The organism is Rhodococcus sp. NPDC019050 (genome assembly GCF_055664235.1).
Map to the genome: position 1 here is coordinate 284609 of NZ_JBVOON010000003.1, position 24765 is coordinate 309373.

Sequence of the window (24765 nt, forward strand, 5' to 3'; positions counted from 1 at the left end):
AGTGATAGACGTAGTATGCGCGCAGTCACTGCGTCCGTACACAAGATCGAGTTTTCTCTCCGGCGGCCACATCCGTGCCGTAGAATCGCCGCGCCGTCCGGGATTCCAGCGCCTTCGGGTCGCAGACCGACGTCGACGACATGTGGAAGCATGGATACCGGGACCGATTCTCCGGTCCGCACGCTGCACCCACCGGACACGTTCGAAGGGACGCAGGATGTCCAGCTCCACATCGGCCGGCGGACCTGACGAAAACCCCGGCGTAAACGCTTCCACCGACAAGGTGACCCGCGGCTCGTGGGTCCGGCTGATCGCCGTTCTTGTCGGGCTCACCGCGGTCGTCGGTGGGATGTTGCTCGCGTTCGCGCTGCCCTCCATCCACGGCGGACCCCACGAAATGAAGCTCGGCCTCGCCGGGCCGCAACCCGCAGTCGACGCCGTCGCGGGAAACCTCGCCCCCGACGAATGGACCGTCGTCCGCTTCGACTCCCCCGACAAACTCGTCGCCGGTATCCAGAAGCGCGAAGCTACAGGGGGAATCGCGTTCGCGGCCGACGGTGTCGATGTCTACACGGCCGCCGCGGCCGGCGCGCCCGGTGCCGCCGCCATCACCGCGGTCGGAACGGTCGTCGCCCAGCAGCAGCAACTGCCCGTGCGGACGCACGAGGTGGTGCCGTTTCCTGTGGACGACCCCCGCGGAGCCGGATTGACCGCCGCGGCGCTCCCGATGGTCTTCGGCGGGCTCATTCCGGCCATCGCACTGACGCAGCTGTTCCCCGGACGCAACCGCCTGTTGCTGCGCCTGGTCGGCGTCGTGGTCTTCGCGTTGTTCGCCGGGGCAGCCCTCACCGCCATCCTCCAGTTCGGTACCGGGTCGCTGGCGGGTAACTACTGGCTCACCGCCGAGGGTCTCGCGCTCGGCATGGGTGCGCTCGCGCTGACGGTCCTCGGCCTCGAGGCCGTGCTCGGGCCGGTCGGCGTCGCCGTCGGCGCTTTCGTGATGATTTTCATAGGAAATCCGCTCTCGGCACTGGGAACGGGAAGCAACTGGCTTCCCGACGGATGGTCCACGTTCGGACAGCTCATGCCCCCGGGAGCAACCGGTTCGCTCTTGCGCGCGAACGCGTTCTTCGGCGGCATCGGCAGCGGGTTCCCGAGCGTGGTGCTCGGCTGCTGGGTCGCGTTCGGTCTCGTCCTTGCGGGCATCGCCGCGCTGCGCGATCCGATCACCGACACCACAGCCGCTGATCACGAGTGAGCGGCGGGCGGCCCCGGATCGGGCCGCCGCCTCCCGTCAGCGCGTGAGAACGAGACCGGAGGTGGGCACGCCTGTTCCTGCCGTGACGAGCACGTTCTCGACGTCGTCGACCTGATTGCACGACGTGCCGCGGATCTGGCGAACCGCTTCCGCGATTCCGTTCATACCGTGTATGTACGCCTCGCCGAGTTGCCCGCCGTGGGTGTTGAGCGGCAGCCTGCCGCCGAGTTCGATGCCGTCGGCGACGAAGTTCTTCGCATCTCCACGATCGCAGAATCCCAATTCCTCGAGTTGCATGAGGACGTACGGCGTGAAGTGGTCGTACAACACCGCGGTCTGGATGTCCCGGGGGCGCAGACCGGATTGCTGCCAGAGCTGATCTCCGACGATGCCCATCTCGGGCAGACCTGTGAGTCCGTCGCGGTAGTAGCTCGTCATGATGTATTGGTCGGGTCCGCTGCCCTGCGCGGCCGCCGCGATCACGGCGGGCACCTGCTTCAGGTCGTTTGCACGCTCGGGAGTGGTGATCACGAGCGCGACACCCCCATCCGATTCCTGACAGCAATCGAGCAAGCGCAGCGGTTCGGCGATCCAGCGCGAATTCTGGTGGTCTTCCAGAGTGATCGGCTTACCGTAGAAGAACGCCTTCGGGTTGTTCGCCGCGTGCGCCCGGTCCGCGACCGCGACCGCTCCGAAATCGGCGCCGGTGGCGCCGGAGACGTGCATGTACCGCTGCGCCACCATCGCCACGAACGACGCCGGTGTGCTCAGTCCGTGCGGGTAGGAGAACGCGTTGTCGGTACCCGACGAATTGACCTGGGCGGCCAGCGTGCTGTTCACCTGCCCGTATCGCGCTCCGGACCGTTCATTGAATGCGCGGTAGGCGACGACCACGTCCGCCACGCCGGTCGCGACGGCCATCGCCGCCTGCTGCACGGTGGCGCATGCCGCGCCGCCGCCGTAATGGATGCGCGAGAAGAACTTCAGGCTCGGGATGCCCACCGAACGTGCAACCGCCACTTCGGTATTGGTGTCCATGGTGAACGAGACCAGACCGTCGACGTCGGCGGGGGTCAGTCCGGCGTCGTCGAGGGCGTCACGTACGGCTTCCGCCGCGAGGCGCAACTCGCTGCGCCCGGAATCCTTCGAGAAGTCGGTGGCGCCGATGCCGGCGATCACCGCCTTGCGTGACAACTCGCTCATGCGGCGTCTCCGATCACGAAGGACGCCTTCGCGGTGATGTGGTCGCCGAGTGCGTTGCGCCCGACGACATCGACCGTGACGAGGCCGTCGTCGACAGCCGCGACCGTGCCGGTGAGAGTGAGGGTGTCGTACGCGTACCAGGGCACGCCGAGTCGCAGCGAAATCGACTTCACGATCGCACGCGGGCCCGCCCAGTCCGTCACGTAACGCTGAACGAGACCGGTGTCGGTGAGGATGTTGACGAAAATGTCCTTGGAACCGCGCTCCCGGGCCTTGTCACGGTCGTGGTGCACGTCCTGGAAGTCGCGGGTGGCCAGCGCAGTCGAGACGACGAACGTCGGGTCGGCGTGGATCGACAGTGGCGGAAGCGTATGTCCGACCGTCACCGCATCGATACTCACGAATCCTCCTCGAGGGGCTTCCAGGCGTACAGGGTCCACGGCGCTCCGCCGGTGTCGTCGTCGCCGGGGAAGTCGAGATATATTGCCTCGACCGGCATTCCGATCTTCACATCCTGCGGTGCGACTCCGCGGAGTTCCCCGAGCATGCGCACACCTTCGTCGAGTTCCACGAGCGCGACGACGAACGGGACCTGTCGGCCCGGCACCTTCGGCGCGTGGTGCACGACGAAACTGAACACACTCCCCCGGCCCGACGACACGATGTACTCGGTCGTCTCGTCCTTCTCGAGCCACAGGGCAGGAACGGGCGGGTGCTGCAGCGCGCCGTCGGGCCGACGCTGGATACGCAACTCGTGGGCGGCGACACCGTCCCAGAAGAACTGCGTGTCGCGCGACGCGGACGGCCGCATCAGCCGGGACGGGTCCAGATCCTCGGGCACCGTCACGCGCGGAGCATCCGCGTCCGAGCGACCGGGAGGGGCGAATTTCAGTATGCGGAACAACATTTCGGCGACGACTTCGTCGCCCACCCGCCACAGGTTGCGGGTGGTGAAGAACCAGCCCTCGCCGAGGCCGGTCTTCTTCGGCCCGACCACGTCCTCGAGGGTGGATTCGATGGTCACCTGTTCGCCCGGCCGCAGGTAGCGGTGGTAGATCTGGTCGCAGTTGGTCGCGACCACGGAGGTGTACCCGGCGTCGTCGAGGATCTGCGTCATCCGGCCGAGCGGGTCGTCCTTCTCCCGTTCGGCGCCGAGGCCGCGCATCGTCCATACCTGGGCCATGGCGGGCGGTGCGACGAGGCCGCCGTGTCCTGCCGCCACCGCAGCGGATTCGTCGGTGTAGATCGGGTTGTCGTCACCGATCGCTTCGAGCCAGTTCCGAATCATGGGCATATTGACCGGATCACGGCCGAGCCGGGGCGCGGAGGGGCCGTCGTTGCGCACGCGTTCGGCGGCGGCAAGGATCTCCGCCGCGCCGCTCGCCGGATCGGTGTTCGGCGTGCCCGTCATCGCGGCACCCGGGGCATACCCAGACCCGCCGTGGCGATGAGTTCGCGCATGACCTCGTTGACACCACCACCGAAAGTGATGACGACGTTCCGCTTGGCCATCATGTCGAGCCAGCGAAGCAGGTCGGCGGTGTCGGCATCGGCAGGATCGCCGTGCCGTCCGACGATCTCCTCCGCCAGGCGGCACACCCGTTGGATGCGTTCGGTGGCAAAGACTTTCGTGGCCGACGCGTCAGCGATGTCGACGGCATCGTTTTCGCTCGCCGCGACCTGCCAGTTGAGAAGTTCGTTGAGCCGATGCGTCGCGTGGATTTCGCCGAGTGCACGACGCACGTCGGGCTCGTCCAGCAGGTCGTGGCGTCGCACCCACGCGTGCAGTTGCTCGTAGATGCCCTCGACCCGGCCCGCGGGTCCGAGCATCACGCGCTCGTGGTTGAGCTGTGTGGTGATGAGCCGCCAGCCCTTGTTCTCCTCGCCCACCAGCATGTTCGCCGGCACACGCACGTCGTTGTAGTAGGTGGCGTTGACGTGGTGCGCGCCGTCGCAGGTGATGATCGGCGTCCAGCTGAAACCGGGATCGGTCGTGTCGACGATCAGGATGGAGATCCCGCGGTGCCGCGAGTCGGCAGAACCGGTGCGGGCCGCGAGCCAGATGAAATCGGCGTCGTGCCCGCCGGTGGTGAAGATCTTCTGGCCGTTGATCACGTAGTCGTCGCCGTCCCGGACCGCGGTGGTGCGCAACGCGGCGAGGTCGGTACCCGCATCGGGCTCGGAGTAGCCGATCGCGAAATGGACTTCACCGGCGAGGATCGCGGGGAGGAACTTCCGCTTCTGCTCGTCGGTTCCGTACACCTGCAGGGTCGGGCCGACGGTCTGCAGGGTGACACCGGGCAACGGCACGTCGGCGCGCATCGCTTCGTTGGCGAAGATCTGCTGCTCGACGTCGCCGAACCCGCGGCCACCGAATTCGACCGGCCAGCCGACCCCGAGCCATCCGTCCTTGCCCATCCGGCGGACCACCTCGCGATAGGTGGGTCCGTGCCGTTCGGTGCGCATGATCGCGGCTTCGTCGGCAGAGACGAGAGTGGAGAAATAGCTGCGCAGTTCGGCTTGCAGCGCACGCTGGTCGTCGGTCAGATCGATAAACACCGGGCCCCCACGAGGTCGAGACGGTACGAAGCGCCGCCGAGCAGGCGGGCGAGATCCTTGGCGGTCGACGAATACCTGTGCAGCGGATACGTCATGTCCACGCCGATGCCGCCGTGCAGGTGGTGCAGCACCCGCATGGCCGGGGGAAGTTCCGCGGCGATCCAGTACGCCGTGACATCGAGATCGCCTGCCGCGTCGAGCCCTTCGGAGACGCGCCACACCGAGGACAACGCGGCGACGTGGAGTGTCCGGGCGGTGACATAGACGTCTGCGATCTGCTGGGCGACGGCCTGGAAAGTGGCGAGCGGCTTTCCGAACTGGTGCCGCTCACTGACGTGATGTGCGGTGAGTTCGGTTGCGCCCGAGAGCAGTCCGTCCGAGTATGCGGCGATGCAGGCGAGCGCGAGCCGGTAGAGCGTCGCCACGGCATCGGCGCCGTCGGTGCCGTCTCCGAGCAGGATCCCCACCGCACCGTCGAGCCGCATGGAGAACTCGGGATCACCGACCGCAGAGGGACTGGCCCTCAGCGTGACGCCGTCCGCCGCCGGATCGACCGCGACGACACCGGCGTCCGTGGGCAACAGGACGAACCGCGCGCGATCGGCGTACGGCACGGCGACGAACGATCCGGTGACGGCATGGCCACCGTCGACGGCGGTCGCGGTGGCTCCGGGCCGGCCGGGAAACGGCCGGCCCGGCTCGGCGAGCGCAGCGGAGAGGACCGCGCCGCCGGAGACACCGTCGAGCAAGGTGTTCTGCTGGCTCTCGGTGGCGAGCGCGAGAACCGGGAGGATGCCGAACCCGATCGTCGTCAGCGCGGGGATCCGCGCCGCCGTACGACCGACCTCGGTGAGCACGGTGGCGGCCTCGGCGACACCGAGGCCCGATCCCCCGAGTCGCTCAGGCAGGGCCAGTGACAGCAGGTCGGCGCCGGCCATCGCCCTCCACAGGTCTTCGTCGCCCAGGTCGCGGGCGAGCAGGTCGGCCGCGACGCCGGCCACGTCGTCCTGCGTCTCGTCACGTGCGAAGTCCACCGTTACCACCTCTTGCTAGAACGTGTTCCAGTTGTAGCACTTCGCGGTGTCCCGCGGGAAGCGCACCTAGTCCCGGGGCAGCCCGAGAAGCCGTTCCGCCGCGACCGTGAGGAGGATCTGCTCCGTGCCACCGGCGATCGTCAGGCATCGGGTGTTGAGGAATTCACGGGTGAGCGCGCCCTCCACCCAGCCCGCCTCGCCGGCAAGGTCCATCGCGAGTTCGGCGGTGTTCTGCCGCTGACGCACCCCGACGAGTTTGCGCACGCTCGAAGCCGCACCCGGATCGTGCCCGCCCAGTTGCGCGAGCGTTGTGCGCAGGTCCAGCAGCGACCCGGCGGTCGCCTCGCCGATCTGGACGGCGATGCGGTCGTTCGCGACGGCGTCGCCGGGATCGGACAACTCCAGCAGTTCTTCGATCGCCGCGCCGAAGGACGACTTGCCGCCCATGGCGACCCGTTCGTTCGCGAGGGTGGTGCGGGCGAGTTTCCATCCGCCTCCGAGGGTGCCGACCACGCAGTCGTCCGGCACGAAAACCGAGTCGAGGAACACCTCGTTGAACAGGGCGTCACCGGTGATCTCCCGCAGCGGTGACACGGCGATGCCTTCGGACTTCATGTCGACGAGGAAATACGTGATGCCCTTGTGTTTCGGGGCGTCGCGATCGGTACGCGCCAGGCAGATGGCCCAGTCCGCCTCGTGCGCCAGGGACGTCCACACCTTCTGCCCACGCAGAACCCAGCCGCCGTCCACCTTCTCCGCGGTGGTCCGGAGGGCCGCGAGATCGGAACCGGCACCCGGTTCCGAGAACAACTGGCACCACAGGATGTCGCCACGCAACGTCGGCAACGCGAAACGTTCGCGCTGTTCCGGAGTACCGTGTTCGAGGATCGTCGGCACGGCCCACGACCCGATCACGAGATCGGGCCGGTCGATTCCCGCGTCGGTGAGTTCCTGCTGGATGAGGATCTGCTCGGCCGGACCCGCGCCGCGTCCGAACGGCGGCGGCCAGTGCGGGGCGAGATACCCGGATTCGGCGAGCGCGGCACGGCGCTCGGCGTCGGGCCGACCCGCGATATCGGCGATGTCGGCGCGGATCCGCGCGCGGTCGTCCTCGTGTTCCGACAGATCGATACCCAGATGCCGACGAGCGCCACCGCGAACCAACTCGGTGACACGGGCACGCCAGGTGGTCGAGCCGCCCAGCAACTGACGGGCGGCGACGGCACGGCGGAGGTAGAAGTGCGCGTCGTGCTCCCAGGTGAAGCCGATGCCGCCGAGGACCTGGATCGCGTCCTTGGCGGTGTCGACGGCTGCGTCGAGTGCGACGGCGGCCGCGACCGCCGCCGAAACGGGAAGTTCACCCGGGTCGGTGTCGTCCGCTCGGGCGGCGTCCCACGCGACCGCTCTGATCTTCTCTGTGCGACACAGCATTTCGGCACACAGATGTTTGACGGCCTGGAACGCACCGATGGGCTTGCCGAACTGTTCACGGATCTTTGCGTACTCGACGGCTGTGGTCAGCGCCCATCCGGCGACGCCGGCGAGTTCGGCTGCGGCGAGAGCGGCCGTGACGTCGCGTACGAAACCGGCGGGTACCTCGACGACACGGTCTGCCGTGACGGTGACCCCGTCGAGGCGCACGTGCGCGAGGGCACGCGACTTGTCGATCGTGTCCAGCGGCTCGACGGTCAGACCGGCAGCATCGGCGTCGACGAGCGCCCAGCGTTCGGTGTCGCCGGACAGTCGCACGAGCACCGCCACCCCGGGCTCGGCGGCGACGGCCGGGCCGGCGTCTCCGGTGAGGACGAACCCGTCGGTTGCGGGTTCTGCCGCGACGCTCGAATCCAGCGCGAGGGCGGTCGGCACCGCACCTTCCACGAGTTGCGCGGTGGTCTTGGCTGTCGCGTCCCCGGCGCGGCCGAAGACGAGTGCCGCGGCCGCGGTGGTCAGCACAGGCCCCGGCGCGAGTTCGTGCGCGGCCTGCTCGAGCATGACCGCGAGATCGACGGTGGTGGCCCCGAACCCACCCGAGGCCTCCGGAACAGCAACACCGAAGAGCCCGAGTTCGGCGAGCGACGACCAGCCGTCACGCCACGAACCGCCGGGCTCCCGTCGTATGGTTGCCAATGGAGTTGTGGCTCGTGACCAGGCCTGTACGGACGCCTGGACGGCCCGCTGCTCTTCGGTGGTGGCGATACTCACAGCGGGTCTCCGCCTCTCGGAATGACATGGTTACCTAGAACGTGTTCTAATATGACACCGGTTCAGAGTCAAGGCGTGAGGATATGAAGTTATGGCCACCCCGTCCCGCTCACGTTCCCACGGCAACGGAACGTTGACCGCCCTCACCGAGGACGATCTCAGTTCCAACGCCCAGAAGGAACGCCGTAAGCGGATACTCGACGCCACCCTCGCGCTGGCGTCGAAGGGCGGATACGAGGCGGTCCAGATGCGGGCCGTGGCCGAACGAGCCGACGTCGCCGTGGGCACGCTGTATCGGTACTTCCCCTCGAAAGTGCACCTTCTCGTCTCGGCCCTCGGCCGCGAGTTCGCACGGATCGAAGGCAAGGGCAAGATCCCGCCGGGACACAGCCCCCTCGAACGGATGCATCTCATCCTCGGCCTCATCACCAAGGCCATGCAGCGCGACCCCCTGCTCACCGAAGCGATGACCCGCGCGTTCATGTTCGCCGACGCGTCCGCGGCCGCCGAAGTGGACCAGGTCGGCAAGCTCATGGACCGGTTGTTCGCCAGAGCCATGAACGACGGCGAACCCAACGAGGAAGAACTCGCGATCGCCCGCGTGATCAGTGACGTGTGGTTGTCCAACCTCGTTGCGTGGCTGACCCGCAGATCGTCCGCGACGGACGTCGCGCGCCGCCTGGAACTGACGGTCGATCTGCTGCTCGGCGACGGCGCTCGTTCGCCCTCCGCCGCCGGCGCCTGATGTAACGGGAAACACGGTCCCGCGGGGCGTTCCGGCATCACCTCGTGGCTCTTCTTCGCTTACCTTGGTTCGAGTGAGTGCCCACGACCTACCGATCGACCTCCGACGAGCCCTCGTCGCCGCGGCGCGTACGCCGCGCCTGCTGGTGGCAACCGACTACGACGGCACCCTCGCGCCGATCGTCGCCGACCCCGGGCAGGCATATCCCCGGGCGGACGCCGTCCGTGCGCTGCGTGGACTGGCCGCACTCCCCTCGACTTCGGCCGCGGTCATCTCCGGCCGCTCCCTGAAAGATCTCGCCGCGCTGTCGCGGCTTCCCATCGAGGTGAAACTCGTCGGCAGCCACGGATCCGAGTTCGACATCGGGTTCATCAACGAGATCGACCCCGCCGCCAAGCAATTGCTGACCGTGCTCGTCGACGGCCTCGCGTCGGTCGCCGAGCGATTCGACGGCGTGCACATCGAGGTCAAGCCCGCGAGCGTCGCGATGCACGTACGTAATGCCTCCGCCGAAGACGCCGAGCGTGCGCTCGAGATCGTCCGTGGCGACCTCGCGCTGCGTCCGGGCGTCCAGGCGACCGAGGGCAAGTCGGTGATCGAATTGTCCGTGGTGCCCACGGACAAGGGCGCAGCGCTCGACATCATCCGGCACCAGGATGCGGCCACCGCGGCGGTCTTCTTCGGAGACGACGTCACCGACGAAAAGGCATTCGAGTCGCTGCACGGCCCCGACGTGGGCGTGAAGATCGGCGACGGCGACACCGCCGCGGAGTACCGGGTCTCCTCCACCGAGGACGTCAACTCGGCTCTCGCGCTTCTCCTCGAGGAGCGCCGGACGTGGCTGTCCGGTGCGAGCGCCTCTCCCATCGAGCGGCTCACCATGCTCGCGAGCCCCCGGTCCAAGGCGCTCGTCACCCCCGACGGCAGCATCACCTGGATGTGCCATCCGGAACCGGATTCGGCAGCGCTGTTCGCACACCTGCTGGGTGGGGAACCTGCCGGTCATTTCACCATCGGCCCGACTCGCGAGTCGCTGCCGCTGAGCCAGCGCTACGTGGATTCCACGATGACGGTCGTCACCCGCTGGGCGGCGCTCGCGGTGGTCGATTACCTGCCGCACGACGTCGAGCCCGGCCGGACCGACCTCACCCGTGTGATCACCGGACGGGCGACCGCACTGGTGACCTTCGCGCCCCGTCCCGAGTTCGGACAGGGTCAGGTGACCTTGGAGGTCACCGACGACGGAATCCGGGTGATGGGCTTCAACGAGCCCTATGTGCTGCGCTCCCCCGGTGTGCGGTGGGACATCAGCACCGACGGTGCGCACCAGTCCGCACACGCCGTGGTGGATCCCTCACAAGGGGATGTCGTTCTCGAATTGCGTTGCGGTACGGACGATCTGAGTGAACACCCGGTCCCCGAGCTGGAACGTCGCGCACAGGCGGAAGCGTACTGGCGCGACTGGGCGAACAGCCTCGAACTCCCCCCGCTCAAGCCGGATCTGATGAAGCGCTCGGCGCTGACCCTGCGCGGGCTGGTCCATGCACCGACCGGTTCGATCCTCGCGGCGGCGACCACGTCCCTGCCCGAAGAGATCGGCGGCGTCCGGAACTGGGACTACCGCTACTGCTGGTTGCGCGACGCGGCACTGACCGCTCAGGCACTGGTGCGGGTCGGATCGCTCGAAGAAGCCGAGAACTACCTCGATTGGGTGCATGGGGTCCTCGAGACCCTGCCCGGACCCGAGCGACTGCATCCGCTGTACACGCTGGCAGGCGGCGCACTGCCTCCGGAAGCGGTCCTCGACAGCCTGCCCGGCTATGCGGGTTCGCGCCCGGTGCGCGTCGGCAACGCGGCCAACCAGCAGGTCCAGCTCGACGTGTTCGGTCCGATCGTCGACCTGATCTCCGAACTCGCACATCGTCGCGAGGAGCGCGGCATCAGCCATGCGGAAGCGTTGACCGATCGCGATTGGGAACTGGTCTGCGCGATGGTTCTCGCGGTCGAGCGCCGCTGGTTCGAGCCGGACCACGGCATCTGGGAGATCCGCGACAACCCGCGGCACCACGTGTATTCGAAGGTCATGGGCTGGCTCACCGTCGACCGGGCACTGACTCTCGCGGAGAAGTTCGGCCGGCCCGCCGGTGAAGGCTGGGCCGACCTGCGCCGCGAGATCGCCGAAGAGGTCAAGGAGAAGGGCTGGAACGAAGACGTCCAGTCGCACACCGCGGCCTACGACGGCACCGATCTCGACGCGGCGACGCTGTTCATCGGCCTGACCGGGCTGGTGGACCCGGACGACAAGCGTTTCCACGCGACCGTCCAGGCCACCGAAGCGGAACTGCGCAGCGGGTCGACGGTGTACCGGTACCGGCACGACGACGGGCTTCCCGGCACCGAGGGCGGCTTCCACCTCTGCGCGGCCTGGCTCGTCGGGGCGTATCTCCTCGTCGGACAGCGCAACGACGCCGAGGCACTGTTCACGCAGCTCGTCGCGGCAGCGGGACCGACCGGTCTGCTCAGTGAGGAATACGACCCCGTGGCCGAACGCTCGCTGGGCAACCACCCGCAGGCCTACAGCCACATCGGACTGCTGCGGTGCGCCCAGTTGCTTTCGGAGCAGCCGCGCTGACGAGCGGTTATTCCGCGTACCACTCGCGCTCGACGGCGCCCGATGTCTTTCCGAACCAGAGTTGGGTGTCGAGCGTCTCGAGCGCGGGAACGCCGGAATGCGCCGGGGCGGCGAGCAGCAGTTCGCCGGCGCGGCGGCCCTTGTCCTTCTGGGGCTGACGCACGGTCGTGAGGCCCTCGCGCAGCGCTTCGTCGATCCCGTCGAAGCCGGCGATCGACAGGTGGCCCGGCACGTCGAGCCCGGTCCGGTCGGCCCACGCGAGGGCGCCGAGCGCAAGCACGTCGGTCGTGCACATCAGTGCGGTGATGCGGGGGTTGACGCTCATGATCTGCGCCGCGCCCGACAACCCGTTTTCCGAGGTGTGCGTGTAGCGCTCGACGACAGTGAGCGAGGCCGGGTCCAGCCCGCCCGCCCGCATCGCGTCCTGCACTCCGAGGATGCGCTCGCGCTGCACGTGGAATCCGCTGCTGTCGAGGGTCGACAGATCGACGACACCGTCGTGGCGCTCGCGCCCGAGTCGCATGGACACGATACCGATGTGCCGGTGGCCGAGTCCGATGAGATGTGCGGCGAGATCCCGCATCGCGCCCCGGTCGTCGATGCCCACGACAGGGGTGTGCTCGAAACCGCGCGGCTGGTCACAGGCGACGATCGGCAGATTCCGTTCGAGCACCGCGGCCAGGTACGGATCTTCGGGCGGTACGGAGTAGACGACGAACCCGTCCACCGACGACCGGTGCACGACCTGCGCGGCTTCGGTGTCGGCGCGTCCGGGTCCGGCGGGGATGAGGAGCAGGCCTTGTCCGGCCGCTTCACATGCCTCGGACAGACCGGACAGGAACCGCATCGCCGCCGGATCGCGGAACGAGTAGCTCAGGGCTTCGGTGAGGAGAACGCCGACGGCACCGGCCTTGCGGGTGCGCAGGGACCGCGCCATCGGGTCCGGCCCGGCGTAGCCGCGGCGCTTGGCTACATCGAGCACGCGCTGACGCAGTTCTGCGGAGAGTTGGTCGGGACGGTTGTACGCGTTCGAGACGGTCGTGCGGGAGATCTTCAGCTCGGCGGCGATCGAGGCCAGCGTCGCCTGTCGGCGGGGCTGACGGGACCTGGGCATGAGGGGACGGTAGTCCAGTAGGGGGTCGTCCCAGCGCTGTGGGTGTCGTCCCAGGCTCTGTGGGTGTCGTCACGCGCAGGCGGGGACGGGCAGATTTGCCTCCTCGATCCGCTAAAGTGGAACGGTAACGATTACCAATAGCGATTGGACGCGCCCTCCGTGGCCGTTCGTCGGCTCTCGATGCAGGAGAAGACCACAGTGCGTTCGTCCTCCCGTGCCGCGTTCGCGGCCGCCGCCGTGGCTGCTGCGACCACACTGGCCGCCTGCGGTACCGCGACCACCGGACCCGACGACGACACGCTGCGCGTCGTCGCCTCTACGAATGTGTGGGGCTCGGTCGCCCAGGCAGTGGCCGGTGATCGCCTCGAGGTGGAGTCCCTCATCACCGAACCGTCGGCCGACCCGCATTCCTACGAGGCGAGCCCGCTCGACGCGGCCGCGATCAGCGACGCCTCGCTCGTCGTCTACAACGGCGGCGGCTACGACCAGTTCGTCGAGGACATCGTCGAGTCCGGCGGCGGTGACCCCGCCACGGTCGACGCGTTCGCACTGTTCGAATCCGGTGAAGGGTCCGACCTTTCCACGGGCCACGACCACGGCGACGACGCTCACGACACCCACGAAGCCACCGAGACCCCCACCGCCGGCAGCACGGATCACTCGCACGACGGACATGACCACAGCGGCGTCAACGAGCACGTCTGGTACGACCTCCCGACGGCCGATGCGGTCGCGCACGCGGTCGCCGATCGCCTCTCCGAACTCGATCCGGAGGGCGCCGACACCTACCGGGCGAATGCCGCCGCGTTCCACGACAATCTGCACGCCGTCGCAGATCTCGTAGCGTCGATCGCCGCCGACCACGCGGGCACCCCTGTCGCACAAACCGAATCCATCGGCACCTATCTGGTGACGGCCGCCGGACTCCGCGACGCGGTGCCCGCCGACTTCGCGAATGCGATCGAGAACGGCACCGACCCCTCGCCCGCCGCGATCGCCGCCACCCGGCAACTTCTCCTCGACAAGCAGGTACGCGCACTGCTCTACAACCCGCAGACCGAGGACAAGGTGAGCCGCGAGATGCGCACCGTTGCAGAGACGTCGGGAATCCCCGTCGTCGAGGTTTCGGAAACCCTGCCCGAGGGTCTCGACTACATTCAGTGGCAGAACCGAACCGCCGAGGCGCTTGCTTCCGCACTCGACACCGAATCCTAACCACCCGCTCGAGAAGACGGACTCTGGTGAACTCTTCGATACCCGGCCGCACGCACGCGGTCGAACTCCGCGGCGCGCGCCTGGCATTCGGTGATCGTGTGCTCTGGGACAACCTCGACCTCACGATCGAACCGGGTGAGTTCGTGGCCGTCCTCGGCCCGAACGGCGCGGGCAAGACCTCCCTGCTGAAGGTTCTGCTCGGCCAGCTTCCGCTCAGCGCCGGCACCGCGACCATCGCGGGATCCCCGGTCCGCACCGGGAACTCGCACCTGGGCTACGTACCGCAACAGAAGACGCTCGACGAGGGAATTCCCCTTCGTGGCCGGGACCTCGTAGGACTCGGCGTCGACGGGCACCGATGGGGCACCGGGATCCGGTTCTGGAAGCAGCGGAAGGTCGCGGTCGACGCAGCGCTCGCACAGGTCGGCGCCGAGGCGTACGCGGGAGCTCCCGTGGGTGCCCTTTCGGGCGGGGAGCAGCAGCGTCTGCGCATCGCGCAGGCACTCGTCGGCGACCCTCACGTGCTCCTGTGCGACGAACCGCTGCTCAGCCTCGACCTCGCCAACCAGCACCTCGTCTCCTCGCTCATCGATCGGCGCCGGCGCGATCACGACACCGCCGTCCTATTCGTCACGCACGAGATCAATCCGATCCTCCCGCTCGTCGACCGTGTGCTCTACCTCGTCGACGGCCAGTTCCGCATCGGAACGCCTGCCGAAGTGATGACCTCGGAGGTGCTCTCGGACCTCTACCGCACCGACGTGGAGGTCCTCGAAATGCGTGGCCGCCTGGTCGTCGTCGGGACCGGGGACGCGATCGACGCGCTCGGCAGCGCCGGCGGTCTGCGCCCGGGCGAGGGCGTTCACCATCACGACCACGAGGACGGCGTATGAGCAGCAAGTTCACCGACGCGATGGGACGGCTGTTCGACTTCCGCACCACCGCCGACCTCCTGCAGTACGACTTCGTCCAGCAGTCGCTCGTCGCCGGGGCGATCCTCGGACTGCTGGCCGGAATCATCGGTCCGCTGATCATCAGCCGGCAGATGGCGTTCTCGGTTCACGGCACCTCCGAGTTGTCGCTGACGGGCGCGGCCGCAGCCCTGCTGCTCGGCGTCTCGGTCGGGCTCGGCGCGGTCGTCGGTGCCGTGGTTGCCGCCATCCTCTTCGGGATCCTGGGAACCCGTGCCCGCGAGCGGGATTCGGTGATCGGCGTCGTCATGGCGTTCGGGCTCGGTCTCGCGGTGTTGCTGCTGTGGGCGTACGACGGCCGCACCGGCGCGGCGTTCTCGCTGCTCACCGGTCAGATCGTCGCGCCCGGAGGAACGGGCATCACCCTCCTCGCGACCTGTGCGGTCGTGGTCATCGGCACGATCGTCCTCATCTACCGCCCGCTGCTGTTCGCGAGCACCGACCCGGAAGTGGCCGCGGCGCGAGGCGTCCCGGTGCGGCCCCTGTCGATCGTGTTCGCGGTACTCGTCGGCATCACCGCCGCGCTCGGCGTCCAGATCGTCGGCGCCCTTCTCGTGATGGCGCTGCTGATCACCCCCGCCGCTGCGGCCTCCCGCGTCGCGAGCGGGCCGCTGGCCGCGACCGTCCTGGCGGTGATCTTCGCCGAGATCTCCGCGGTCGGAGGCATCCTGCTCGCACTCGCGCCCGGAGTGCCCGTGTCCAGCTTCATCACGACCATCGCCTTCGTCATCTACCTGGTGTGCCGGATGATCGGATCGTCGCGGCAGCGACGAGGTGCCGGTCGGACTGCGCACAGCGCGGCGCACTGACCCGACTCCAGCCGGATACAGGACTGCACGGCGGCCTCGTCGAGACCTTCACACCCGCCGTCACCGGTACAGACGGTAATCCTGGGCTCGGGCACGGGGTCGTTGCGGTTGAGGCATCTCCGCGCAGTCGGATGCCCAAAGAGTCGATGAACCTCTTTCCATCGCCTTCGGTCCGGAGTAGCCAGGCGCCCGAGTCTCATCCTCCTTGGTGGGTGGCGACGCGGATCCCCGTACGCCCCCAGCGCTTCCCGGTCGCCCGATCCCTGGTAGATCCAAGCAATACAGGGTTTGTGAAATGACGATACGAGGCATGTGCACAATGCAAAATTCCTACCGGGCGGTCGCCTCACGTCTATAGTTTCGCGCTAGCTGCTACAGCTACACGAGGAGCAGAAGGTGCGCAAAATTCCTGTGTTGTTGGAAGTTTCACAGACCCAGAAAGAAGCATTCGGCTCCTTTGAAGCCGCCTTGGCCTCACCGACGGATGCGGTTGTGGCCAGCGAATCGGCAATCGACAAGCTCGCTGGTTTCGGCGTAGAGCTCGCGACCGATCTGCCGCCGGTACCGATGCTCGACAGGAATCCCGAAAGCCTGACGAGGCTGGAGGAGTTTTCCTCTTATGAAGAGAGTCCGGACCTCATCGCATCGACCGTCGTGATTGCAGCGGACGTCGACACCGGCCGGATCGGGGGATTGCAAGAGCACTCGGACGTTCGAGTATGGCCCAACTCGCCTATCGGGCTTGTTCGAGAATGTAGTTGCGGTTCCGATGCCGGCTTGCCTTCAGAAGCTTGGGAGTTGTTCGATCTGGCCTCCTCAGTCGGCGGGGTCGACTGCCGACCCTTTCAACCAGCCGTGACGATCGATGCGATTCGGACGCTTCTCGGCGTGAAACGCGTGTGGAGCGACGGGTTTCGGGGGCAGAACACGGTCGTGGGGATCATCGACGAAGGAGTAAACGGTTCCCAGTACCCTGTTGTCGGCGGGTTTTCGCGCCCTAACGCTCAGCTTCCCGGGACAGCTCCTATCACCAGTCACGGGTCCATGTGCGCTGCGGATGTGCTTGTCGCGGCACCAGCGGCAAAACTCTACGACTACCCGTTTCTGGGCATCCAGAATTCGGGTGGAGCCCTCCAGATGCTGCAGGCAGCATTGACTCAGCGTCGCACGGATGGAACGCCCCACGTGTTGAACAACAGCTGGGGATTCGTGGGGGTGCCCCCTCAGCAAGACGAACCGAATCACGAAGTCTGGGCGCTGAACCACCCCGTCCATCGCAAGGTGCGCGAGGTCGTCGCATCAGGAGCGACAGTGCTGTTCGCGGCGGGCAACTGTGGAGAGGAGTGCCCGTCGGGTAACTGTCACAGTTCAGGGATCGGTCCAGGGAGGTCGATCCATGGGTCGAACAGCCTCGAGGAGGTGATCACCGTTGCAGCCGTGAACAGCAGGCACCAGCGTATCGGGTATTCATCGCAAGGACCCGGCATGTTCGAGCAGGCCAAACCCGACCTTGCCGCATACAGTCACTTCTTCGGGAACTTCGGGCCGGGTCGCCCCGGTGGCGAGTCCCCGGAATCGCCTTATGACAACGGCACGTCTGCTGCCACACCGGTCGCGTCCGGTGTGGCAGCGCTGTTGCTCTCTGCGTTTCCGGGCACGAGTCCGGCGGTGGTCCGAAACGCCCTCGTTGCAGGTGCAATCGACCTTGGTTCGCCGGGGTTCGACCAATTCACCGGCCATGGGGTGATCAACGCGGCGGTCTCGTATGCGCATCTACTCTCCAGCCGGTAGCGTGGAAGTATGAAGTGGTTGGTTACGGTACGTGGCGGTGACAGCTTGTCGACCGTCAACGAGCGCCTCCACGATCTCAACTGCGAAATCGCTGACGACAGTACGCTCGTCCCTTTGTCCGGAGATGAAGTCACCATCTCGGTCGACGGCCCCAAGGACCTGCCCAAGTTGCTGAAAGACGACGAGTTGATCACCGGTGTGTTCAACAGCAGCGACATTTTTCTGTCCTAGGAGTCCCAGCTAGCGGCGCGAGTCCTCTTCGTGTTTTGACATCTCTTCCCGTCACCGACCGGATCGCGCATTGCCCCCGGCCCTAGACTTGTCCCGTGCCTCGCATCGACCTCAACAGCGACCTCGGGGAAAGCTACGGGCAGTGGCGACTCGGTGACGACGAGACCATGCTCGGGCTCGTCTCCAGCGCGAACATCGCCTGCGGGTTCCACGCGGGCGACCCCTCGACGTTGCTCGACACCTGCCGGGCCGCCGCGAAACGCGACGTGCGGATCGGTGCGCAGGTGGGATACCAGGACCTCGCCGGCTTCGGACGCAGATTCATCGATGTGACGCCCATCGAACTGACCGCCGAGGTGATCTATCAGATCGGTGCTCTCGAAGGCCTGGCCCGGGTAGCGGGTTCGTCGGTCAGCTACGTCAAACCACACGGCGCCCTGTACAACGCCGTGGTGCACCACCGGGAGCAGGCCCGCGCCGTGGTCGCCGCGGTCTGCGCATACGACGATTCACTACCGGTGCTGGGCCTTCCGGGTTCGGTGTTCCTCGAGGAGGCCGAGCGCGCCGGGCTGCCCGTGGTCACCGAGGTGTTCGCAGACCGCGCCTACACGCCCGAGGGCACGCTGGTGTCCCGCCGCGAACCCGGCGCGGTCCTCCGCGATCCCGACACTGTGGCGCGGCGCGTGCTGCGCATGGTGACCGAAGGTGTGATCACGGCCCACGACGGCACCGAGGTGTCCGTAGCCGCCCGGTCGGTGTGTATCCACGGCGACTCCCCCTCCGCCACCGCGATGGCGGTCGCCGTGCGCGCACTGCTCGACGCCGAGAACATCGGCATCGAAGCTTTCGTATGAGGCACGACAGATGAGGATCCTGCCCACCGGAGACGCCGCGCTCCTCGCCGAATTCGCTTCCCTCGACGAGGTCCTCGCGTACAACCGGGCGCTCGACGCGGGCCGCCCGCCCGGCGTCGTCGATCTCGTTGCGGGCGCCCGAACGCTGCTGGTGCGATTCGAACCCGAAGTGGTACAGGCCGATACCGTACGCCGATGGATCAGCGAGACCGCACCCGAAGCCGGGGGCGCCGTAGTTCCCGAGGAGGTCGTGATCCGAGTGCGGTACGACGGCCCCGATCTCGAGGAGGTCGGTGAGCGGACGGGGCTGGGCACCGAAGGGGTGATCGCGGCGCATACCGGCCGCGCGTGGTCCGTTGCGTTCGGCGGGTTCGCCCCCGGATTCGCCTACCTCGCCGGGGGTGACGATCGGCTGCGAGTACCCCGGCGGGAATCACCGCGCACCGCGGTGCCTGCGGGTGCGGTGGGCCTGGCCGGCGAGTTCTCCGGAATCTACCCCCGGCGGTCGCCGGGTGGCTGGCAACTGATCGGCACGACCGAGGCCGAATTGTGGCAACCGGAGCGAACTCCTCCCGCCTTGCTGCGGCCCGGTGTGCAGGTCCGCTTCATCGCCGTCTGACATCCGCCCGGATCGCAGGGTGATCGCGGCCTTTCCTCGCCGGGTGGCGCGCGACGTCGACACATACGCCAAAATGGGCCCGTGGCGTGGTTCGAAGTTGTCTCCCCCGGTGTTCTCACGACCGTGCAGGATCGCGGTCGGCACGGACACGGCGGGTGGGGCCTCACTGCATCCGGAGCCGCGGACCGGTCGGCGCACGACGCCGCGAACAGGCTCGTCGGCAACCGTCCCGGGGCGGCCACCCTCGAAGTCACGGCCGGCGGACTCGTCCTGCGCAGTGCGGGTTCGACGATCGTCGCAGTGACGGGCGCTCGTAGCGAGGTCACCGTCAACGCCCGACCTCGCGGTAACTGGGCCCGAATCCGCTTGCACAACAACGATCTCCTGTCGATCGGCGCACCGTCGATCGGGCTGCGATCGTATCTTGCGGTGCGCGGCGGCATCGAGGTTCCGGAAGTGCTCGGAAGCCGCTCCACCGACACCTTGTCGGGCACCGGACCCGCGCCGGTACGGACGGGCGACCGGCTACCGGTGGGTGTGCTCACCGGCGCCCTGCCCGCGGAGGATCAGTTTCCGCCGCCCGCGCCGATCGATGATCGGGTCGAACTGCGGGTCACTCCCGGGCCACGCGACGACTGGTTCACCGCCGCGTCGATGGAGGCGTTGCTACGGGAATCCTGGATTGTGACACCGGAACTGGACCGGGTGGGTGTCAGGTTGCGCGGAAAGGAGCCTCTCCACCGGTCGCGCCACGACGAACTACCGAGTGAAGGCATGGTGCCCGGGGCTCTGCAGGTGCCCCCGGAGGGACATCCGGTCCTGTTCCTGGCCGATCATCCCGTCACCGGGGGCTATCCGGTGATCGCGGTGGTCGTGCGCGCCGACCATCGACTTGCAGCACAATTACGACCGGGCTACCGGGTGAGGTTTCGCCTCACCCGATAGCCCGGCCGCACAGTTCTACAGATCAGAGGGCGTCTTTCGCCACGGGCGAAAGCTTGCCGTCGATCATCTCGAGGACACGATCGCAGTGGACGAGCACGTCGTGGTCGTGGGTGACCATGATGGTGGCGACTCCTGCGCTGTGGGTTTCGTCCGCCAGAAGCTGGACGACCTCATGGCTGCGGGCACGGTCCAATGCTGCCGTGGGCTCGTCCACGAGCAACACAACCGGATCGGTGACGAGTGCGCGAGCGATTCCGACGCGCTGGCGTTCGCCACCCGACAGCTGACCGGGCCGCTTGTTCGCGCGGTGTGTCATGCCGACGGACTCGAGCAGTTCATGCGGATCGCGACCCGGCCGTCCGGTGATCGTGGACATCAGCCGCAACTGGTCGAGCGCGGTGAGCGACGGCAGCAGGTTGGACGACTGGAACACGAAACCGATCTGGTTGCGGCGAATCTCGGCGAGCTGACGCTGCGGCGTGGCGGTCAGATCGATATCCCGGAGGACGACCGAACCGCTGGTGGGCTTCGTCAGCCCTCCCGCAACGGCAAGCAGGCTGGACTTACCGGCACCCGACGGGCCGACGATCGCGACGAGTTCGCCCGGGGCGACCTCGAGGTTCACGTCGTCGAGCGCGGTCACGGTGGTGTCGCCGTCGCCGAACTTCAGGCCGACGTTCTTCAGGCTGAGACCCGTTTTCGTGGTGGTGGTGGCGCTCATCGATTCTCTCCCAGCGCTGTCAGGGGGTTGATACGGGTGATGCGCACGATCGCGATTCCGGCACCGATCAGGCCGAGCACGATCAGCATGACGGCGCCCTGGAGGATCGGACCCGTCTGGAGGGAGAACGGCATACCCGTGCCTTGGAGTCCGGATCCGAGGCCGAGACCGATCAGGACACCGACGGCGACCGACCCGACGAGGATGACTGCGGCCTGGAGGATGCTGTCGCGCATCAGGTACCCGGTGGACGCACCCATCGCGCGGAGGACTGCGAGTTCACGCAGGCGCTGAACGGTCCAGATGCTGAAGAATGCGCCTACGACCAGAGCGGAGATCGCGTAGAGGAACGCGATGATCATGGACATGGTCATCGTCTCCGCGGTGTAACCGGGCGAGGAGTCGAACGACTCTTCGACGGTCTTAGTCGCGGTCCCTGCGGCGGCATCGCCGGCAGCCAGGTCGGGTGCGCCGTCCGTTCCACGGATAGCGACGACGCTCGCCTGCTCGTACTCGCGGGCGTCCGTCACCTCACCGGCGGGCGTACCGGCATTGATCTCCTGCCAGGTGGTCAGAGGCACGTACGCGACGTCCACGTGACCGAAGGTGCGCTTGTCTTCTGTGAAGCCGACGACCGAGAGTTCGGTTCCGAGTCGGTCGACGGTGACGGTGTCACCGACTTCGACTCCTTCGTCCCGAGCGGTCGAGCTGAGGATGATGTCGTTCGTGCCGCTCAACTGCGCGCCTTCGGCCGCAGCGGGCTCGAGGAACGAGCCCGGCGTGATGCCGAACAGCGTGAGGTCGATCGCCGTTCCGCTCCCGGCGTGAGCATTGACGATGGCGTTGCCCATCAGCTCTGCGTTCGCAACGTCCGGCCGGGCAGCCCAGACCTCGGCCTGGTCTGCAGTGACGACCGATCGGGAGAACGCGGAATCGGACTTGGTGCCCTCCTCGAACGCGAAGGCGTCGACCGGGGTCTGCTTGAGACCCGAGACGCCGTCGTCGACGAGACCGGAAGACAGGCCGGAAAGGATCACCATGAGCACCGAAATCAGTGCGATGACCGATCCCATGAGCAATACACGGGTACGCGCGAACACAAGTTCGCGCACGGCGAGAAACATAGACGAGCTCCTGAGAGTCGGATCGATCGGACTTCGGCGCCTGGGGGCAGGCGGGAACGGAACGCAAGCCCGATTTCAACAGAACAACGGCGACTCTGCCAGTAAGGTTTACCTACGACAGGACGTAGTTTCGATGCGGATTCCGCACTCCGAAAACCTGGCCTCACCTGGTGTTTCTTTCACATCTCCGATCGGATTTCGCGACCCGAAATTTAATGACGACTTGTCGTCAAAGTAACGCCGAGCCGGCCCTGAAGAGATCTCGAGAAGTCTCGGATGCGGCTCGCGTGCCGCCCATCGGACCCGTCGAGGTGTACTCTTCGAGCGGTCCCCGAATTCCACGACCGATCCCGGAGCATCGCGTGCCTATTCTCAATGCCGGGCACACCGTGGCCGAGCACAAGTCGGCCACCCGTACCCGCATCCTGAGCGCATTCGCCGAGGTACTGGCGCGTGAGGGGTGGGACGGGGCATCGGTCAGGGCGGTGGCTGCCGAGGCAGGCCTCACCCGAACGGTGATCTACAACTACTACGCTGACAAGACCGAGATGCTGCTCGCTTGGTCGGCGCACGAGATCGAACGTTTCCTCGATCTCCTCGCCGACAAACTCGCGGGCATGGACGATCCGAGGAAGATGCTCGAGACCGTCGTCGAATTGGTGCTCTTCGAGTTCGCCGGTCCGCATCCGGTGACGCCGCCGGTGATGAGCCTGATCCCCAACGCCACCAAGCTGGAGTTCACGTCGCAGCTCAACGAGCTTGAGGACGTGGTCTACCGGATCCTGGTCGAGGGTGAGCGCACCGGTGTCTTCCACCTGATCGACGCGCGGTCCGCAAGTCGCTGCATCCTCGGCTGCCTGGACCCCCACCGCCAGACTCTCGCCGAGGGCGGCGCGGTCGACGAAGTGGTCTCGCGGGTCGTTCCCTTCGTGATGGGGGCCGTCGGTGCGCTCGACCGAGAGTCGCCCGGCGAACCTCACGGCGAAGCGGGATGCGCGACGATATGTGATGCAGGCGAGGGAAACTCACCGACGGAGCCCTGACCGGACGCTGCTCAGTTCTCCGAGCGGGTCTGCGGCTTCTCCCCCGGGGTCTTCGCGCCTGTCACCCGACGCACGAAGGTGACCACTTCGGCGAGCGCGCGCCGCGCGGACGGCGAGATCCCGGGCAAACTCAGGTATCCGTGCACCGCGTTGGCGTACTCGGTCAACGTGACGTCACCGCCTTTGCCGCGGAGCGCCTCCGCGTAGAGGACACCGTTGTCGCGCAACGGGTCGTGTCCGGCGACCTGGATCAGTGCCGGAATCGCAGCGCCGGCCAGACCGCCGCGCAAGGGTGCGGCAGTGGGAGCGTACGGGTCCGCGCCGGCGAGATAGAGACGGACGAACGCCCGCATGCCGCGCGACGTCAGGACCGGCGCCTCGGCGTGCTCGCGCTCGGACGGAAAGACGTCCTCCATCTCGGTTCCCGGATAGATCAGCGCCTGCCCCGCCAATGCGGGCGCGCCGGCCTGCGCGGCCAGATCTGCAACAACCGCGGCGAGGTTGCCACCGGCGCTGTCGCCCGCGACCACGATCCGTGTCGGGTCGACGCCGAGTTCTGCGGCATGCTCGGCCACCCACAGAACCGACGACCAGCAGTCGAATACGGCTGCGGGGTAGGGATGTTCGGGCGCAAGACGATAATCGACCGACACGACGACGCACGGCGACTCCACCGCCATGTGGCTCGCCCACCACTCGTCCTGTTCGGGATTGCCGAGCACCCAGCCTCCGCCGTGGAAGAGCACGACGACGGGAAGAGGACCGGACCCCGAAGCCGGTGGGCGGTAGATGCGCACGCGCACGACGACGGGTCCGGCGGGCGGCTCCAATCCCGCGATCTCGGCGGGCGGCAACTCGACGGTGCGGTCGACGATGTGCGCGTTCCGGTGCGGCCGGCCCGCGACCCAACGCCCCACCGGGGACGAAAGCAACTTTTCCCGGCGGACACGTCGAGCAGGGATGGCCTCGGGCGGCTCGTCGGCTATGGAGGCGCCGGTCAACCCCTCGAACAGGGCAAAGATTCTGGTACGCAGCGGGAGCGGAGCGGGCACAGCCGCAACACTAGAGGACTGCGGTCGCTTCCGGAACGGCTCCGTGCTCCGGACGGTGGATCCCGCCGAGGCACGTACCCCGCACGGGACGCGTCGCCTCGGACCGGAAACGGTCGCTCACCTGGGAGACGGTCCGGACGACATTGTCCCGCACCGTGATCCATTCCTCTTCACCCGCACTCGAGTGCACCGAGACGACGCCGTCGACCACGTGATCGAACGTGAAGTGCGACAGTGCCTTCGGGAACCGGTCGCGGCGTCCCCGCAACACCCGCCGCATGCGAGCACGCGGCGACAGGAACGAATCGATCAGATAGGCCAGCCATTCGGCGTGCCGGAAGAACTGCTCGTCACCGTCCCACGCCAGAGCAGAACCGTCGTCCGTGGGAACCCACTGGCACCACGACATCGGACGGCCCCGCGACGGCAGACCGTCCCGTCCCGCGTTGTGCGGCCCGCTCGGGGGGCCGGCGAAGGCCCGAAGGAACTCGATCTCCCCGGCGTTCAGAGGCGGTGATACCTCGAACCGACCGTCGAATCGAGCGCTGTACATACGGTGCCTCCCCACGTCGACTGTTGTGCTTCTTTACCCCGTCCTGAGGGGTTCCACACCGATCGGTATGCCCGAATCTTCCGATTCCGG

At 67.2% G+C, this 24765-nt stretch carries 23 protein-coding genes; 12 read left to right on the forward strand and 11 right to left on the reverse strand.

Annotated features, from left to right (window positions below; all coding sequences use genetic code 11):
* The first annotated feature begins 217 nt into the window (after positions 1-217).
* The gene (locus tag AC0B44_RS05925; protein ID WP_471901992.1) at positions 218-1258 is read left to right on the forward strand and encodes an ABC transporter permease; all 1041 of its coding nucleotides are present in this window, start codon (positions 218-220) and stop codon (positions 1256-1258) included.
* A 36-nt stretch (positions 1259-1294) separates the two neighbouring features.
* Here the strand turns inward: AC0B44_RS05925 and AC0B44_RS05930 are convergent, their stop codons facing one another.
* From AC0B44_RS05930 to AC0B44_RS05955, 6 genes are all read right to left on the reverse strand, one after another.
* Positions 1295-2461 carry a lipid-transfer protein gene (locus AC0B44_RS05930; RefSeq protein ID WP_471901993.1) on the reverse strand — a complete coding sequence of 389 codons (1167 nt, stop codon included), beginning with the start codon at positions 2459-2461 and terminating at the stop codon, positions 1295-1297.
* Positions 2458-2862 carry a MaoC family dehydratase gene (locus AC0B44_RS05935; protein WP_471901994.1) on the reverse strand — a complete coding sequence of 135 codons (405 nt, stop codon included), beginning with the start codon at positions 2860-2862 and terminating at the stop codon, positions 2458-2460. Before AC0B44_RS05935 ends, AC0B44_RS05930 begins: the two co-directional genes overlap by 4 nt.
* Positions 2859-3872: a bifunctional MaoC family dehydratase N-terminal/OB-fold nucleic acid binding domain-containing protein gene (locus tag AC0B44_RS05940; RefSeq protein ID WP_471901995.1), complete on the reverse strand. Its 1014-nt coding sequence runs from the start codon at positions 3870-3872 to the stop codon at positions 2859-2861. The genes AC0B44_RS05935 and AC0B44_RS05940 overlap by 4 nt, the downstream gene beginning before the upstream one ends.
* The gene (locus AC0B44_RS05945) at positions 3869-5020 is read right to left on the reverse strand and encodes an acyl-CoA dehydrogenase family protein (protein ID WP_471901996.1); all 1152 of its coding nucleotides are present in this window, start codon (positions 5018-5020) and stop codon (positions 3869-3871) included. Before AC0B44_RS05945 ends, AC0B44_RS05940 begins: the two co-directional genes overlap by 4 nt.
* Complete coding sequence (locus AC0B44_RS05950) at positions 5005-6054, reverse strand: acyl-CoA dehydrogenase family protein (RefSeq protein ID WP_471901997.1); 1050 nt, start codon at positions 6052-6054, stop codon at positions 5005-5007. Before AC0B44_RS05950 ends, AC0B44_RS05945 begins: the two co-directional genes overlap by 16 nt.
* Positions 6055-6120: 66 nt before the next feature.
* Positions 6121-8256 (reverse strand): acyl-CoA dehydrogenase, encoded by a 2136-nt coding sequence (locus tag AC0B44_RS05955; protein ID WP_471901998.1) that lies wholly within the window; start codon positions 8254-8256, stop codon positions 6121-6123.
* A 91-nt stretch (positions 8257-8347) separates the two neighbouring features.
* Between AC0B44_RS05955 and kstR the strand changes: the two genes are divergently transcribed.
* Both kstR and otsB read left to right on the forward strand, forming a co-directional pair.
* On the forward strand, positions 8348-9001 hold the full coding sequence (kstR, locus tag AC0B44_RS05960; RefSeq protein WP_471901999.1) for a cholesterol catabolism transcriptional regulator KstR: 654 nt from the start codon (positions 8348-8350) through the stop codon (positions 8999-9001).
* Positions 9002-9074: 73 nt separating this feature from the next.
* Positions 9075-11633, forward strand: a complete 2559-nt coding sequence (gene otsB, locus AC0B44_RS05965; RefSeq protein WP_471902000.1) for a trehalose-phosphatase — start codon at positions 9075-9077, stop codon at positions 11631-11633.
* A 7-nt stretch (positions 11634-11640) separates the two neighbouring features.
* Here the strand turns inward: otsB and AC0B44_RS05970 are convergent, their stop codons facing one another.
* On the reverse strand, positions 11641-12747 hold the full coding sequence (locus AC0B44_RS05970; RefSeq protein ID WP_471902001.1) for a LacI family DNA-binding transcriptional regulator: 1107 nt from the start codon (positions 12745-12747) through the stop codon (positions 11641-11643).
* Positions 12748-12945: 198 nt separating this feature from the next.
* Here AC0B44_RS05970 and AC0B44_RS05975 point away from each other — a divergent pair, with 198 nt between their 5' ends.
* From AC0B44_RS05975 to AC0B44_RS06010, 8 genes are all read left to right on the forward strand, one after another.
* The gene (locus AC0B44_RS05975; protein WP_471902072.1) at positions 12946-13962 is read left to right on the forward strand and encodes a metal ABC transporter solute-binding protein, Zn/Mn family; all 1017 of its coding nucleotides are present in this window, start codon (positions 12946-12948) and stop codon (positions 13960-13962) included.
* Between the two features lie 26 nt (positions 13963-13988).
* A complete protein-coding gene (locus tag AC0B44_RS05980) occupies positions 13989-14855 on the forward strand; it encodes a metal ABC transporter ATP-binding protein (RefSeq protein WP_471902002.1) in 867 nt (288 codons plus the stop codon).
* The gene (locus AC0B44_RS05985; protein WP_471902003.1) at positions 14852-15742 is read left to right on the forward strand and encodes a metal ABC transporter permease; all 891 of its coding nucleotides are present in this window, start codon (positions 14852-14854) and stop codon (positions 15740-15742) included. Before AC0B44_RS05980 ends, AC0B44_RS05985 begins: the two co-directional genes overlap by 4 nt.
* 396 nt (positions 15743-16138) lie before the next feature.
* On the forward strand, positions 16139-17533 hold the full coding sequence (locus AC0B44_RS05990; protein WP_471902004.1) for a S8 family peptidase: 1395 nt from the start codon (positions 16139-16141) through the stop codon (positions 17531-17533).
* A 9-nt stretch (positions 17534-17542) separates the two neighbouring features.
* Positions 17543-17764 carry a hypothetical protein gene (locus AC0B44_RS05995; RefSeq protein ID WP_471902005.1) on the forward strand — a complete coding sequence of 74 codons (222 nt, stop codon included), beginning with the start codon at positions 17543-17545 and terminating at the stop codon, positions 17762-17764.
* 95 nt (positions 17765-17859) lie between these two features.
* Positions 17860-18618 carry a LamB/YcsF family protein gene (locus tag AC0B44_RS06000; protein WP_471902006.1) on the forward strand — a complete coding sequence of 253 codons (759 nt, stop codon included), beginning with the start codon at positions 17860-17862 and terminating at the stop codon, positions 18616-18618.
* Positions 18619-18628: 10 nt separating this feature from the next.
* On the forward strand, positions 18629-19237 hold the full coding sequence (locus AC0B44_RS06005) for a 5-oxoprolinase subunit B family protein (protein WP_471902007.1): 609 nt from the start codon (positions 18629-18631) through the stop codon (positions 19235-19237).
* A gap of 81 nt (positions 19238-19318) precedes the next feature.
* Complete coding sequence (locus AC0B44_RS06010) at positions 19319-20182, forward strand: 5-oxoprolinase subunit C family protein (RefSeq protein ID WP_471902008.1); 864 nt, start codon at positions 19319-19321, stop codon at positions 20180-20182.
* Positions 20183-20204: 22 nt separating this feature from the next.
* On the opposite strand, the gene AC0B44_RS06015 is transcribed toward AC0B44_RS06010, so the two are convergent.
* Complete coding sequence (locus AC0B44_RS06015; RefSeq protein ID WP_471902009.1) at positions 20205-20903, reverse strand: ABC transporter ATP-binding protein; 699 nt, start codon at positions 20901-20903, stop codon at positions 20205-20207.
* Positions 20900-22027 carry an ABC transporter permease gene (locus AC0B44_RS06020; RefSeq protein ID WP_471902010.1) on the reverse strand — a complete coding sequence of 376 codons (1128 nt, stop codon included), beginning with the start codon at positions 22025-22027 and terminating at the stop codon, positions 20900-20902. Before AC0B44_RS06020 ends, AC0B44_RS06015 begins: the two co-directional genes overlap by 4 nt.
* Positions 22028-22389: 362 nt before the next feature.
* Between AC0B44_RS06020 and AC0B44_RS06025 the strand changes: the two genes are divergently transcribed.
* Positions 22390-23070 carry a TetR/AcrR family transcriptional regulator gene (locus tag AC0B44_RS06025; protein ID WP_471902011.1) on the forward strand — a complete coding sequence of 227 codons (681 nt, stop codon included), beginning with the start codon at positions 22390-22392 and terminating at the stop codon, positions 23068-23070.
* Positions 23071-23081: 11 nt separating this feature from the next.
* Here the strand turns inward: AC0B44_RS06025 and AC0B44_RS06030 are convergent, their stop codons facing one another.
* Both AC0B44_RS06030 and AC0B44_RS06035 read right to left on the reverse strand, forming a co-directional pair.
* On the reverse strand, positions 23082-24122 hold the full coding sequence (locus tag AC0B44_RS06030; protein WP_471902012.1) for an alpha/beta hydrolase: 1041 nt from the start codon (positions 24120-24122) through the stop codon (positions 23082-23084).
* Between the two features lie 10 nt (positions 24123-24132).
* Entirely contained in the window at positions 24133-24675 is a 543-nt protein-coding gene (locus AC0B44_RS06035; RefSeq protein WP_471902013.1) for a hypothetical protein, read from the reverse strand.
* Positions 24676-24765 lie beyond the last annotated feature (90 nt).